This is a genomic window from Proteinivorax tanatarense (genome assembly GCF_040267685.1).
Classification (GTDB): domain Bacteria; phylum Bacillota; class Proteinivoracia; order Proteinivoracales; family Proteinivoracaceae; genus Proteinivorax; species Proteinivorax tanatarense.
Map to the genome: position 1 here is coordinate 1,385,717 of NZ_CP158367.1, position 13,615 is coordinate 1,399,331.

Here is a 13,615-nt window from a genome sequence, read left to right on the forward strand (position 1 = left end):
AAAAGATGCGTAAAATATTTATTGATTTAGTAAAGGATGATGATGTTTTAGCATTGCCAGTTGAAGATGCTAATGGAAATATCTTATTGGCTAAGGGAAGTAAGATAAAGCAATCTACAAAAGATAAACTTTCTAAACATGGAATTACAACTGTATATATAAAAGAAGGGAATAATGGAGATAACATAGAACCCCTTGAGGGCAATCGTGATGAAGCATTAAAAATGTTAAAACGACAACCGCTAGAAGAAATATTAATTAGTAGAATAAACAATTATAGCAGAAATGATAATGCTAGTCCCATTGTAAAAAAAGTTGTCGAAGATATTATTTTTACACTAAAAAATAAAAACACTCTACTTGTTCACTTTGCTCACTTGCGTTTAATAGATAATTATACTTATGAGCATTCCTTAGATGTTTGCGCTCTTTCTCTTGTTATCGGAGAACGGTTAAGGTTAACGCGCACTTCTCTTTATCAGTTAGGTCTTGGAGCTTTGCTACATGATGTCGGTAAAACAAAAGTTTCCATAAGCATTACTTCAAAACAAGGGAAGTTAACTGACAAGGAGTTTGAACGGGTAAAAGAACACCCTTTATTAGGGTTTCAACTATTAAAAGACTTTGATAATAATATTCCACTTCCTAGTTGTCAGGTAGTTTTACAACACCATGAAAGGTACTCAGGAACCGGTTATCCCAGAGGTTTAAAGGGTGAGAAAATCAGTAAACTCTCATATATAGTTGGGATTTGTGACATGTATACAGCTATAACGGCTAAGCGCAGTTATAGAGAGGCCTTTTCTCCTAAGGAAGCAATTGAACTTTTTATGGGGACATGCAATTATTTATTTCCTACACAGGTTGTTGAAGCTTTTTTAGAAGGAGTTGCTGCATACCCTAATGGTTCTGTTGTAAAACTAAGCAATGGTTTAATAGCAAAAGTTATAATGCAAGATACTTTAGCGTTAAAACCCATAGTAAAACCATTGAAATATAATTCAGAAACTGAGATACGTTTAGTTGGCAATGAGTCATTGGATATAGAGTGTTTATATGAATAATCAGCAATTAGCAAGATATGGTGAAAAATTAGCTGTTGAATTTTTGATGAGTAATGGTCTTAAAATTATAGAAGTGAATTATAGATGCAAATTAGGAGAAATTGATATTATAGCTAGAGAAAAGGGAGTTATAGTTTTTTGTGAGGTTAAGACTAGAAAAAATAAAAATATTGTCCACCCTTTTTCTTCGATAACGACAAAAAAATTATATACTATCTCAAAAGTAGCTCACTTTTTTATTCTTACTAATCATTTGGAAAATAGAGATTATAGGATAGATGCTATAGCTGTATACTTCGAGAAAGAAAATCCTCGTATTAAATGGATTAAAAACTGTACCTATTAACAGCATTTTTGTCTGAAAATAAAGGAAAATAACAATTTTTATAGAATTATCCCTTAATGAGATATAAATATGGAGGGGTAAAGATGTTATCTACTGTCAAAAGCTTGGGGTTGGTTGGATTAAAAGGTCATTTAATTGAAGTAGAAGTCCATTTGACTAGTGCTTTGCCGAGTATTGAAATAGTTGGCCTTCCTGATACAGCAGTAAAAGAGGCAAAAGAAAGAGTAAAAGCTGCTATCCATAACAGTGGCTTTAAATTACCAACAAAAAAAATTATAGTTAATTTAGCTCCTGCTGATATTAAAAAAGAAGGTCCAATTTATGATCTTCCTATAGCCATTGCAGTTTTGGCGGCAAGCTATAAATGGTCCCCTAGTCTACTCGAAAAATATGTTTTTTGCGGTGAACTAGCTTTAGATGGTAGAGTTAGGCCAATTAACGGTCTACTTCCAATGGCTGTATTTGCCAAAGAAAGTAATGAAAAGGCACTTTTTGTTCCTAGCACTAATAAAGAGGAAGCAGCGCTAGTGCAAGGAATTGAAGTATTGCCTGTAAAAAGCTTAAAAGAGGTTGTAAATCATATACATCAGAAACAGGCAATTAATCCATATAAGAATAGTAATAAAGACGTAGTTAAAGTAGAAAATGAATATGATTTTAGTGAAGTTAAAGGTCAAAGGGCAGTAAAAAGAGCTTTAGAAGTTGCTGCAGCTGGAGGTCATAATATATTGTTAATTGGCCCCCCAGGAACTGGCAAATCTATGTTAGCAAAACGCTTTACCTCTATATTGCCAGGTTTAACTTATGAGGAGATTTTAGAGGTTTCAAAAATTTACTCGGTTTCTGGGCTGCTAAAAAACGATGGGCTACTAGAATCAAGGCCTTTTAGAAGTCCGCATCACACCATATCAAACGGTGGTTTAGTTGGGGGTGGGAGAAAACCAAAACCAGGGGAAATAAGCCTTGCTCACAAAGGGATTTTATTTTTGGATGAGCTGCTAGAATTTAAAAGGGATGTATTAGAAGTTTTGAGGCAACCTTTAGAAGATGAAAAAGTTGTAATTTCTAGGGTTGAGGGCACCATTTCCTATCCGGCTGATTTCTTGCTTATAGCAACAATGAATCCTTGCCCGTGTGGCTACTATGGAACAGACTCAAACAAATGCAGCTGTACACCCCAAAAAGTAGAAAAATATCGGACAAAGATATCTGGCCCCTTGCTAGATAGAATGGATATACACATAGAGGTTCCTGCTGTGTGTTTTGAAGATTTAATAAGTAAAGATACAGTTGAAGAAAAGTCTGACAATATTAAGGATAGGGTTGTGTTGGCCAGGAAAACCCAAAAACAAAGATTTACGAAAGGTGCTGCTAGCACCTTAAACAGCAAGTTGACAGCTAGTGATCTAAAAAGGTATTGTCAACTTGATATAGCTTCTGAGAATTTACTGAGAACAGCTTTTGATAACTTAGGTTTAAGTGCTAGAGCATACGATAAGATTTTAAAAGTTGCAAGAACAATCGCTGATCTAGAGAACCAAAAATATATTCAAAAACATCATATAGCTGAAGCAATTCAATATAGAAGTTTAGATGTAAATTTAGCATAAATAAATCGGGCCAGGAGGAAATGATATTGAATATAGCAGAGCATATTTATAATTTTAGAGGTACTATTTCTATCATAGACTATTTTTTTTATGTACTTGCTGAGTATTCATCAATGTTTTTTATAATTTCTTTTGCAATAATTGTATTTTTGGAGATACTTAAAAGTAAAAAAATCTTGTATGTTTCTAAGTATCTTTCTATAATTTTTATTACTTATACTGTAAATCAATTGTTACGTAGGTTAGTGGAGAGAGAGAGGCCCTTTGTGGTAAATGATTTTAGTTCAATGATTGAGCATTCAGCAAGCTATTCTTTCCCAAGCAACCATGCTGCCATGAGCTTTATAGTAGCATTAACTATTTACCGGTTAAACCGTAAACTGGGGAGATGTTTCTTGGTTTTAGCTGGACTAGTTTCCCTATCTAGAGTATATGTTGGAGTACATTATCCATCTGACATAATTGCAGGAGCAGTACTAGCTATACTTATTTTTAAGATAATGGAATTATTTTTTGATAAAAACAAATTTCACCTTTTTAGGGGGGAGTTAAGTGATTGAGTATGGTTTGCAATTTTCCAAGCAAGTTTTAAGACAATCTATACAAAAGGGAGATTGGGTGGTTGATTGTACTGCAGGAAATGGACATGATACAGTTTTCCTGGCTGAATGTGTTGGAGACCAAGGACGAGTTTTATCTTTTGATATACAAAAAAAAGCGCTTGACAGCACTTTTTCTCAATTAAAAGAAAGGAATTTAGAACAAAGAGTTAAGCTAATAGAGTCAAGTCACGCCTATTTAACTGAATATACAAATAAGGAATTGGCAGCTATTATGTTTAATTTAGGGTATTTACCAGGTGGAAATCATAAGGTAGTTACAAAATTAGAGAGTACGTTACCTGCAGTTGATGGAGGACTGGGGTTGTTAAAAAAAGGTGGAGTAATGAGTATGATGCTTTATCCAGGCCATTATGGCGGAAAGTCAGAATCAGAAACTTTGATTAGATATGCGAAGATGTTGCCTTCAAAATACTACACGTCATTGCATTATCATTTTCTGAATAAAAATAGTAATTCTCCACAACTTTTACTCATACAAAAGAAGTAATATAATGTGGGGAGGAATTAATAAAGATGAATATACCAAATTCAATAACTGTATTTCGATTGATGCTCATTCCATGTTATATTATATTTTTTTTAGTTTACGAAGGTGATAATCATTGGCTTGTGGCTCTTTACTTTTTAATAGGAGGAGGGCTATTAGATATATTAGATGGTTATATAGCAAGAAAGTATAACATGGTAACAAATGCGGGGGCTATGTTGGACCCTTTAGCGGACAAACTTCTGTTATTAACTGTAGCAATGGGAATGAATCTGAAGGGTTATTTACCAACTTGGCTTATTATTATCTTAATCGGTCGAGAAACATTGATGATTATAGGAGGGGTTATTAATTACCTATATACCCAAATAGCCATTAGCGCGAACTATTTTGGCAAAATTAATACATGTTTTGTTTATTTATTAATAATCACCTATGCTTTTGATTGGAATTATGCATCTGTTTTAGCAAAGATATTTGTAGTATATTTACTTTTTGTTACTTTTATGTATTTAAATATTTTTATGCGCAAAATTAATTGTAAAAAAGTATATAAGGAGTAAAAATTAAACATCAGAAACAGCTATTAAAACAACTTATTAACCTATTAAAGAGGAGGGGATAATAATGGAGACCAAAGAAATTTTAAAAGAATTAACTGAGACCACTGGGATTTCCGGATACGAATTAGATGTGGCTATAAAAGTAGATAAACATCTTAAGGATCTTTGTGACAACGTCACCATGGACAGATTAGGAAATGTTATAGGAAAAAAAAGTGGTTGTGGTGATAGAAAGGTTAAAATAATGTTAGCGGCTCATATGGATGAAATTGGGTTAATGGTAACAGATGTGGATGATGAGGGGTTTCTACGATTTACTGCAGTGGGAGGGGTTGATCCAAGAACTTTACCTTCTCAAGAAGTGACGATTTATGGAGCAAGAGAGGTTTACGGGATTATTGGATCTAAACCTCCTCATTTAACTCATCCCTCAGAAAGAGCAAAGGCTATAGACATGTATGACCTGTTTATAGATACTGGACTTTCAAAGAAGGAAGTGACAGAACTTGTAAAAGTTGGAGATATTATTGTTGTAAACAGAAATCTTTTGGAACTACAAGGAGATAGAGTAGCGGGGAAGGCTATTGATGACAGGGCTGGTGTATGTGTAATGATTGAATGTTTAAAGGAATTACAAAGAATTAAGCATAGTTGTGATGTATACCCTGTAGCTACGGTGCAAGAAGAAGTTGGTATTAGAGGTGCAGTAGTAAGTACATATGGAATTGTGCCGGATGTTGGGGTTGCAATTGATGTAAGCTTTGGTGACATGCCGGGAGTAGAACAACAGAATAGTTCTAAAATTGGCGGTGGTCCTGCTTTGGCTATAGGCCCTAATATTCATCCTAAAATTTTAAATAAACTTAAAAAAGTGGCAAATGAATGGGAAATTGACTTTCAGATAGAGACAGAACCAATGCAATCTGGAACTGACGCATCAGCAATGCAAATTACTAGAGGGGGTATTGCAACTGCCTTAGTTTCCTTACCCCAGCGGTATATGCACACATCTGTAGAAACAATATCACTTAATGATATAAAAAAAGCGGGGAAACTATTAGCTCTTTTTATTTCTTCATTCGATTATAATGACTTGGAGGGTTTAAAATGTTTTTAAAATCTCTTTCAGAATGTCATGGTGTTGCAGGTAATGAAGTATCGGTTTCTAAATTAATTAAAGAGCATTTACAAGACTATGTTGATGAATTCCAATATGACTACTTAGGAAACTTAGTAGCTATTAAGGGTAAAGATAAAAAGGGACCCAAAATAATGTTGGCGGCTCATATGGATGAAGTTGGATTAATGGTTACTTCAATTGAACCTAACGGATTACTAAGGTTTAAGCCTGTTGGGGGACTAGATGTTAGAGTGTTGGTATCTAAACCTGTTGTAATAGGTTCCAAAATGATAAAGGGCGTAATTGGAGCAAAACCGATTCACTTACAGCAATCGTCTGAACGAAAAAATGCCTTAGGTTACTCACAACTATATATAGACATTGGAGCTTCGTCTAAGGAAGAAGCAAGTAAAGTTGTGGAGATAGGGGATTATGTAAGTTTTGACACACAGTTTTCTAAGATTAGTGATTGCTTAGTCAAAGGTAAAGCTTTTGATGATAGGGTGGGGTGTTATATATTGGCTGAAATATTAAAGAAAGATTATCCTTTCCCTATTTATGGCGCTTTTACAGTACAAGAAGAAGTAGGACTTAGGGGTGCAACGGTAGCAGCATATAATGTTCAACCAGATCTTGCTATTGTGCTGGAGGGAACGTCTGCATCAGATGTACCTGAAAGTGATAAACATCGTTTTTCAACAACAATGGGAAAAGGACCAGCATTATCAGTCATGGATGCGTCTATTATTGTTGATAAGAATTTATTAAAAGAAATTGTAAAAGTGGCAGATGATTTTGATATTAAATATCAATTTAGACAAACTGCTGTGGGGGGAAATGATGCAGGGAAAATCAAACTGACCAGGGATGGAATCGATACTTTTACCATTTCTATGCCTTGTAGGTATATACATTCACCTGTTTCGTTTTTGAATTTAAACGACTTAGAAAGTGGAATAAATCTGGTAGATAAAATACTGGGAAAAATAGCTCAAGGAGGGGTTGTACGTGGATAAGTTATTAATGGAGTTATCTGATAGTTTTGGTCCATCTGGTCATGAGCAAGAAATTACAGAGCTTATAAAAGATAAAATTATGGATTATTGTGATGAAGTTAAAAAGGATAAACTAGGTAACCTTATTGCAATTAAAAAAGGTAAAACTGATAAAAAAATTATGTACGCTGCACATGCCGATGAGATCGGAGTGCTAGTGACATATATTGATGAGAATGGGTTTATAAGGTTCACAAATATAGGAGGGCTATCACCGTATTTATTGCTGGGTCATAAAGTAAAGCTTCAATCTAATGTTACTGGCGTCATTGGTTGTGAAAGAATAACAGATATAACAAAATTATCTTTAGAAAAAATGTATATTGATATTGGTGCTAATACTAAAGAAGAAGCAGAGGAACTTGTAAATATAGGAGATGTAGGAACTTTTTATCCTTATTTTGAAGTTAAGCCTAATCATTATATTGGCAAGGCTTTAGATGATAGGGCAGGATGTGCAGTTTTAATTAGTGCTATAAAAGAAATAGAAGATCCAGAACATAACCTTTATTTTGTATTTACTACTCAGGAAGAAGTCGGGCTAAGAGGGGCAATTACTGCGAGTTATTCTATTAATCCAGATATGGGAATAGCTGTAGATGTAACAGGTGTAGGAGACACTCCTAAGGCAAGGAGAATGGCAGTTAGTTTAGGAAAAGGTCCAGCTATAAAAGTAAAAGATAATTCAATAATGGTTAATCCTATGGTAAAAGATATGTTGGTTAAAAAGGCAAAGGACAACGGTATACCGTACCAACTTGAAGTGCTAGAGTTTGGTGGTACTGATTCTGGTGCTATCCATCTGTCTCGAGAAGGAGCATGGGCAGGAGTAATTTCGTTGCCATGTCGTTATATCCATACAAATAATGAAATGATAAGTAAAAACGATATTGAAAACGCGGTAAAACTATTAAAGCTTACAGTAGACTTCGATTTTTAACTCCTAAGTTAATTGACTTGGACTAACCTTGCAACGTATGCATTAACATATGAGTGCAAGGTTTTCTATTTATCTTATGTTAATACGTATAAAACCCCACTTCAATTGATTAGGGTTAGTCAAATATTGTAAGTGGTTAACAGCAATCAAAGTTTAGTTTTTTGTTGATAATCGGATAGGGAAGAACTACTGATGGTAATTTCACTATAATTAAGAAGCCTAAAAATAACCTTAGCACAAGTTAATACCCTATGATAGTTAGGGACTTTAAGTGAAATAATAAATACTGAGTGTTGTTTTCTACCCTTTTATATGTTAGCTCAAAAGTATTTTCTTTTTTTGTTTTAGTATGCTTCTCTTGAGGCACCATTATAATACCGTGATCTATTATAGGAGATTCTAATTGCTTATATAAAGCAAGCCATACTTTAGTGTATAAGTTACTTTTTTCTATTTCAATAGCAGTTTTTGTTGTAGGATTATAAAAATCAACTTCAAATAAGCTATTGTTTTTAAAAATACCTAAATCTTTATTTGTTACGGAGTGAAGATACCCATACTTTTTTAAATCGGGTTTAATTAACAATTCAATTTTTTTGCTCTTTTCGTGCTTTGTATCTCTAAGCCTTTTTATTTCATTTTTATGCTTTGCCAAAACATTGGATAATTGATATAATTTACTTTTAGAAGTAGTTTCTCCTTTTATTTGGTATACTTTTGGGTACATTACATCACCTAACTTTGGAGGTTTTAACATGAACATTGCTTTGATTGCACATGATAGAAAAAAAGAAATGCTCACTAACTTTTGTGTTGCGTATAAAAATGTATTTGAAAATCATAAACTTTATGCTACAGGTACAACAGGTAAAGTAGTTTCTGAAGCGACGGGCCTTAAAACTAATAGATTTTTGTCAGGTCCGTTAGGTGGAGATCAGCAGATAGGCGCACTTATAGCTGAAGATAAAATGGATTTAGTATTATTTTTTAGAGATCCACTTTTAGCTCAACCCCATGAGCCTGATATTACAGCTTTACTTAGGCTCTGCGATGTGCATAATATTCCTGTTGCCACCAATATTGCAACTGCAGAGGTTTTGATTACTGGGTTAAAAGAAGGACTTATAGATTGGAGAAAGTTAAGCAAAAAGTAAGTGTTTGATAAAATTCAATATTAGTATTATCAAGAAGGAGGCTTTTCATGTGAGTAACGTATTGATTAAAAATTGTAGATTGCTAGGAGAAAATAATGACTGTTATTTACATATAAAAGATGGTTTAATACATAAAATAAACAACCTTTACCAACCTATGAGTTATGATAAAATAATTGATGCCGATAGTAATACTGTTTTGCCAGGACTTAATGACTCACATATTCATTTGCTGTCTTTATCTTTGAATAACAGGTTGTTAAATATCAGAGGAGAAATAACGGAAAATCAGCTGGCAGAAATTTGCAAAAACGCTAATCCTAATTATGGCGACTGGATAGTAGGAAAGGGATATGATGAAAATAAATTTGGGTCGAATTTCAGTTTAGATAAAACTTTTCTTGATCAATATTGCAAAGATACTCCAACCATATTTTACAGAGTTTGTGGGCATGTAGCAGTGTTAAACACTGTAGCTTTAAAAAAACTAGGAATTACCGTTGATACAGAGGTTTCTGGAGGGGAAATTTTAAAGGATAGTTCAGGGGAGTTAACTGGAGTTATTACAGAGAAGGCTCTAGGTCTTATTAAATTACCTAAGTTAGACGATGAGGAATTAGTTAATATTTTAACATCTGGTATTAAAAGTATTAAAGAAATGGGTTTAACATCTGTTCAAACAGACGACCTTTCTCTTGTAAATGATTATAAAACGTTATGGAATATTTATCTTAGGGCTGTAGGGAAAGAGCCTCTAAGAGTATATTTACACTATAATGCAAACAGTATAAATGATATCAAGAAGGCAGCTAAAGTTTTTACCGAAATTGAAAACACAACCCATGTTAAAAAAGGTTCAATTAAAATATTTTTAGATGGATCTTTAGGAGCTAGAACAGCGGCTTTAAAAGATGAATATACAGATAGACCAAACTATAGAGGAGTTTTAACTTATTCTGATTGTGAGTTGGAAAAGATGGTAGAGGAGGCTACAAAAAATCATATGCAATTAGCTCTCCATGCGATTGGCGACAAAGCAATGGAGCAAGGGATTAACGTTATAAAGAAAAGTAAAAACCAAAAGTTAAGGCATAGAATTATTCACTGTCAAGTGACAGATAATAAAATAATTAGAGATATGGCAGACTTGAATATAATAGCCGAGGTGCAACCAGCTTTTCTTATAACTGATATGGATTGGGCAGAAAATAGACTTGGAGAAAGAATTAACGGCTGTTATGCATTTAAAACAATGACTAAAAAAGGAGTCACTGTTTCTGGAGGTTCTGATTGTCCAGTTGAGCCTGCTAATCCATTTTTAGGTATTTATAGTGCTGTTACAAGAACAAACTTATCACATCAACCTGAAGGTGGATGGTTGCCTAATGAAAAACTTAGCTTGAAAGAAGCAATTAAAATTTATACTCAAGGGTCCGCCTATGCATCCTTTGATGAAAATAAAAAAGGATTAATAAAAGAGGGATATTACGGTGACCTAATTATACTTGATCGAAATATTGAAAAAGCGGATAAGACGAGACTAAAAGATATAAAGGTAACCAAGACACTGATTGCACCAATGAATTAATAATAGGAAGGAATGAAAGTTAGCATGGATAGTTATAAAAAGAAAATGGCACTTATATTAAGTAAATATTTGGATTTAGAGGTAGAAAAATTATTTGCAACCATTGAGACTCCTAATAAAAAAGGCTTTGGAGATTTAGCATTTCCTACTTTTATCCTAGCAAAAGAACTTAAAAAAGCTCCCCCCCTGATTGCTAAGGAAATTGTTGAATCTATAAAAGAATTACCAGATGAATTTTTAAAAGTAGAAAACATAGGCCCCTATGTCAACTTTTATCTTAATAATACTTACTTAATAAAAAGGACGGTGGAAGATGTAATTTCCAAGGGAGAGGACTATGGTAGTGAGGATGTGGGAAAAGGAAAGACTGTTGTAATTGACTTTTCAGCCCCTAATATTGCTAAACCATTTGGCATAGGCCATCTGCGCTCTACAGTTATAGGTAATAGTATATATAAGATTCATGAGTTTTTTGGGTATGAAGTTGTTGGTATAAATCATATAGGGGACTGGGGGACTCAGTTTGGAAAGGTTATAGTAGCTTATGACAAATGGGGGGATTCTGATAAGCTAGAGAAAGACCCAGTTAAATACTTATATAATCTATATGTAAAGTTTCATGAAGAAGCTGATAAGGAGCCTCAATTGGAAGAAGAGGCTAGGGTAGTTTTTAAAGAATTGGAAGATGGCAATGAAGACAGGGTTGAAAAGTGGAAGCTTTTTAAAGAGCTGAGCCTTACAGAGTATAATAGAATTTATGATAAATTAAATGTGAAATTTGATAGTTTTAAAGGCGAACAGTTTTATAATGATAAAATGACTGAAACGATAGAAACACTAATTAGTAAAGGCATTACAGAAATAAGTAAAGGTGCTTTAATTATTAATTTGGATATGTTTGATATTCCGCCGGTTTTGCTTAGAAAAAAAGATGGTGCCACCTTATATGCAACTAGAGATCTATGTGCTGCTATCTATCGCAAAGAAACATATGACTTTGATAAAATGCTTTATGTAGTCGGTGCAGAGCAGTCTCTTCACTTTAAACAGCTTTTTAAAGCGTTAGCGATTGCTGGGTTTGATTGGCACAAAGATTGTGAACACGTACCTTTTGGGTTGTTTAGATTTAAGGAAAATAAAATGTCTACAAGAAAAGGTAACCTAATTTTTTTAGACGAAGTTTTGACTAAAGCTGAACAACTTACAAAAAAGATTATCGAGGAGAAAAATCCTGCCCTTAATAATAAAGAAGAAGTAGCTAGACAAGTTGGGATAGGAGCTATAATTTTTGGTGATCTAAGTAATGATCGAGTAAAAGATATAGTCTTTGATTGGGATAAAATACTGGATTTCAATGGAGAAACAGCACCATATGTTCAGTATTCACATGCTAGGATTTGTAGCATATTAAGAAAATATTGTGGAAACCTTGAAGATGATGATTGGAATCCTTCTTTAATGAAATCAGAGTATGAGTTTGATTTAGCAAAACGCATAGCAAATTTTAATGGAGTTATAAATGATGCTTTAGCAGAGTATAAACCTTCTACTATAGCCAGGTACTTACTTGATTTAGCAAAAGAGTTTAATAGATTTTACCATAATTGTCCTGTGCTAAAAGAAGAAAATGGTTCTTTAAAAATTGCTCGTTTAAAACTTATACAAGCAACTGGACAGGTGTTAAGAAATGGACTAGCCCTTATGGGAATAGAGGCACCAGAGGAAATGTAATCTTTAGTAACCTCATTGTTTATGATATACTATTTATGGAGGTGCATAATATGTCAGAAAAGAAAAACTTGACAAGAGAAGAAAGAAAAGCTATAGCTCATGAGCGTGCGGAGGAGCTTAAATCAAAAATTGAGCCTTATTTGGAGGCTAGAGAATCGATCCCTACAGGTTTTAAAATAACTGAACATTACTCAGCTCAAAAAAAGAAGATACTAGACGTGTTAGGCGGGACTGTGGAAGATTGGGATGATTGGAAGTGGCAGATAAGAAATAGAATTTCAGATGTAGAAACACTTAGCAGAATAATAAACTTAACAGATAAAGAAAAAAAAGAAATCAAAGAAGCTGGCAAATCCAACAGATGGTCGGTATCACCTTATTATTGTGCCCTTATGTCAGAAGAAGACTATAACTGTCCAGTGAGGCTGCATTCCTTACCCCAAATGGCTGAAGTTACAGCAGTAGAAGGTGACGCCGATCCTATGGGCGAAGAGTTTACTTCTCCAGCCGAAGGAATTACCAGACGATATCCTGATAGATTAATTATTAACGTTACAAATCAGTGTGCTATGTACTGTAGACATTGTCAAAGAAGAAGGAATATAGGAGAAGTAGATAAAAATAGAACAGAAGAAGAATTAAAAGAAGCAATTGACTATATTGCATCAAATCCTGAAATAAGAGATGTCCTGATTACTGGCGGAGATGCGTTAATGTTAACAGATAGCACTTTAGATTGGTTAATAGGGGAAATTCGTAAGATAGAGCATGTGGAAATAATCAGGTTAGGGACTAGAGCATTAGTGACAGTGCCACAGCGTATCACCGATGAACTTTGTAGAATTTTAGACAAGTATCATCCAATATACTTAAATACTCAGTTCAATCACCCTAAAGAAGTTACTCCACAGGTTAAAGAAGCTACAGATAAACTAGCAAAAGCTGGTGTTGTAATGGGTAATCAAGCAGTTTTATTAAACACAATCAATAATGATCCCCACGTAATGAAAAAGTTAAATCACGAACTATTAAAAGTTAGAATTAGACCGTACTATATTTTCCATACAAAAAGTGTTGCGGGAACAGGCCATTTTAAAACTACAGTAAAAGAAGGTTTAGATATTATGGAATACCTCCGTGGTTATACTAGCGGCTTAGCTATTCCTACTTATATAGTTAATGCTCCTAAAGGATACGGCAAGACACCTATGTTACCAAATTATTTGCTTGATATTAAAGATGACCATATCAAGCTAAGAACTTGGGAAAACAGAGAAATGAAGTATGAATACTAGAAATAACACCAATGTCTTTAATTAAAAAGGCATTGGTGT

Annotated in this window: 14 protein-coding genes; 13 read left to right on the forward strand and 1 reads right to left on the reverse strand. The window is 33.8% G+C overall.

Annotated features, from left to right (window positions below; all coding sequences use genetic code 11):
• Window positions 1–5: 5 nt before the first annotated feature.
• The 9 genes from PRVXT_RS06900 (at window position 6) to PRVXT_RS06940 (ending at window position 7,808) form a co-directional block, all read left to right on the forward strand.
• Window positions 6–1,064, forward strand: a complete 1,059-nt coding sequence (locus tag PRVXT_RS06900; RefSeq protein WP_350344926.1) for an HD-GYP domain-containing protein — start codon at window positions 6–8, stop codon at window positions 1,062–1,064.
• Entirely contained in the window at window positions 1,057–1,410 is a 354-nt protein-coding gene (locus tag PRVXT_RS06905) for a YraN family protein (RefSeq protein WP_350344927.1), read from the forward strand. The genes PRVXT_RS06900 and PRVXT_RS06905 overlap by 8 nt, the downstream gene beginning before the upstream one ends.
• A gap of 83 nt (window positions 1,411–1,493) precedes the next feature.
• Window positions 1,494–3,020, forward strand: coding sequence for a YifB family Mg chelatase-like AAA ATPase (locus PRVXT_RS06910; protein ID WP_350344928.1), 1,527 nt, complete (start codon window positions 1,494–1,496; stop codon window positions 3,018–3,020).
• A 26-nt stretch (window positions 3,021–3,046) separates the two neighbouring features.
• Window positions 3,047–3,580 (forward strand): phosphatase PAP2 family protein, encoded by a 534-nt coding sequence (locus PRVXT_RS06915; RefSeq protein ID WP_350344929.1) that lies wholly within the window; start codon window positions 3,047–3,049, stop codon window positions 3,578–3,580.
• Window positions 3,573–4,130: a class I SAM-dependent methyltransferase gene (locus PRVXT_RS06920; protein WP_350344930.1), complete on the forward strand. Its 558-nt coding sequence runs from the start codon at window positions 3,573–3,575 to the stop codon at window positions 4,128–4,130. The genes PRVXT_RS06915 and PRVXT_RS06920 overlap by 8 nt, the downstream gene beginning before the upstream one ends.
• A gap of 26 nt (window positions 4,131–4,156) precedes the next feature.
• Entirely contained in the window at window positions 4,157–4,693 is a 537-nt protein-coding gene (locus PRVXT_RS06925) for a CDP-alcohol phosphatidyltransferase family protein (protein WP_350344931.1), read from the forward strand.
• A gap of 64 nt (window positions 4,694–4,757) precedes the next feature.
• The gene (locus tag PRVXT_RS06930; protein WP_350344932.1) at window positions 4,758–5,810 is read left to right on the forward strand and encodes a M42 family metallopeptidase; all 1,053 of its coding nucleotides are present in this window, start codon (window positions 4,758–4,760) and stop codon (window positions 5,808–5,810) included.
• Window positions 5,801–6,829 (forward strand): M42 family metallopeptidase, encoded by a 1,029-nt coding sequence (locus PRVXT_RS06935; protein WP_350344933.1) that lies wholly within the window; start codon window positions 5,801–5,803, stop codon window positions 6,827–6,829. Before PRVXT_RS06930 ends, PRVXT_RS06935 begins: the two co-directional genes overlap by 10 nt.
• Window positions 6,822–7,808: a M42 family metallopeptidase gene (locus PRVXT_RS06940; protein WP_350344934.1), complete on the forward strand. Its 987-nt coding sequence runs from the start codon at window positions 6,822–6,824 to the stop codon at window positions 7,806–7,808. Before PRVXT_RS06935 ends, PRVXT_RS06940 begins: the two co-directional genes overlap by 8 nt.
• Window positions 7,809–8,049: 241 nt before the next feature.
• Here the strand turns inward: PRVXT_RS06940 and PRVXT_RS06945 are convergent, their stop codons facing one another.
• Entirely contained in the window at window positions 8,050–8,565 is a 516-nt protein-coding gene (locus tag PRVXT_RS06945) for a hypothetical protein (protein ID WP_350344935.1), read from the reverse strand.
• Here PRVXT_RS06945 and mgsA point away from each other — a divergent pair.
• The 4 genes from mgsA to eam are packed head-to-tail and all read left to right on the forward strand — an operon-like array spanning window position 8,564 to window position 13,576.
• Complete coding sequence (mgsA, locus tag PRVXT_RS06950) at window positions 8,564–8,962, forward strand: methylglyoxal synthase (RefSeq protein ID WP_350344936.1); 399 nt, start codon at window positions 8,564–8,566, stop codon at window positions 8,960–8,962. The two genes, PRVXT_RS06945 and mgsA, sit on opposite strands and share 2 nt — an antisense overlap.
• A 49-nt stretch (window positions 8,963–9,011) precedes the next feature.
• A complete protein-coding gene (locus PRVXT_RS06955; RefSeq protein ID WP_350344937.1) occupies window positions 9,012–10,550 on the forward strand; it encodes an amidohydrolase in 1,539 nt (512 codons plus the stop codon).
• A 12-nt stretch (window positions 10,551–10,562) separates the two neighbouring features.
• The gene (gene argS / locus PRVXT_RS06960; protein ID WP_434064311.1) at window positions 10,563–12,281 is read left to right on the forward strand and encodes an arginine--tRNA ligase; all 1,719 of its coding nucleotides are present in this window, start codon (window positions 10,563–10,565) and stop codon (window positions 12,279–12,281) included.
• Window positions 12,282–12,331: 50 nt separating this feature from the next.
• Entirely contained in the window at window positions 12,332–13,576 is a 1,245-nt protein-coding gene (eam, locus tag PRVXT_RS06965; protein WP_350344938.1) for a glutamate 2,3-aminomutase, read from the forward strand.
• Window positions 13,577–13,615: the final 39 nt, after the last annotated feature.

What these genes read in the sequence shown, in the direction of transcription:
- PRVXT_RS06900 (WP_350344926.1), top strand. Translation starts at nt 6, where the DNA reads ATGCGTAAAATATTTATTGATTTAGTAAAGGATGATGATGTTTTAGCA.
- PRVXT_RS06905 (WP_350344927.1), top strand. Translation starts at nt 1,057, where the DNA reads ATGAATAATCAGCAATTAGCAAGATATGGTGAAAAATTAGCTGTTGAA.
- PRVXT_RS06910 (WP_350344928.1), top strand. Translation starts at nt 1,494, where the DNA reads ATGTTATCTACTGTCAAAAGCTTGGGGTTGGTTGGATTAAAAGGTCAT.
- PRVXT_RS06925 (WP_350344931.1), top strand. Translation starts at nt 4,157, where the DNA reads ATGAATATACCAAATTCAATAACTGTATTTCGATTGATGCTCATTCCA.
- PRVXT_RS06930 (WP_350344932.1), top strand. Translation starts at nt 4,758, where the DNA reads ATGGAGACCAAAGAAATTTTAAAAGAATTAACTGAGACCACTGGGATT.
- PRVXT_RS06935 (WP_350344933.1), top strand. Translation starts at nt 5,801, where the DNA reads ATGTTTTTAAAATCTCTTTCAGAATGTCATGGTGTTGCAGGTAATGAA.
- mgsA (WP_350344936.1), top strand. Translation starts at nt 8,564, where the DNA reads ATGAACATTGCTTTGATTGCACATGATAGAAAAAAAGAAATGCTCACT.
- PRVXT_RS06945 (WP_350344935.1), bottom strand. Translation starts at nt 8,565, where the DNA reads ATGTTAAAACCTCCAAAGTTAGGTGATGTAATGTACCCAAAAGTATAC.
- argS (WP_434064311.1), top strand. Translation starts at nt 10,563, where the DNA reads ATGAAAGTTAGCATGGATAGTTATAAAAAGAAAATGGCACTTATATTA.
- eam (WP_350344938.1), top strand. Translation starts at nt 12,332, where the DNA reads ATGTCAGAAAAGAAAAACTTGACAAGAGAAGAAAGAAAAGCTATAGCT.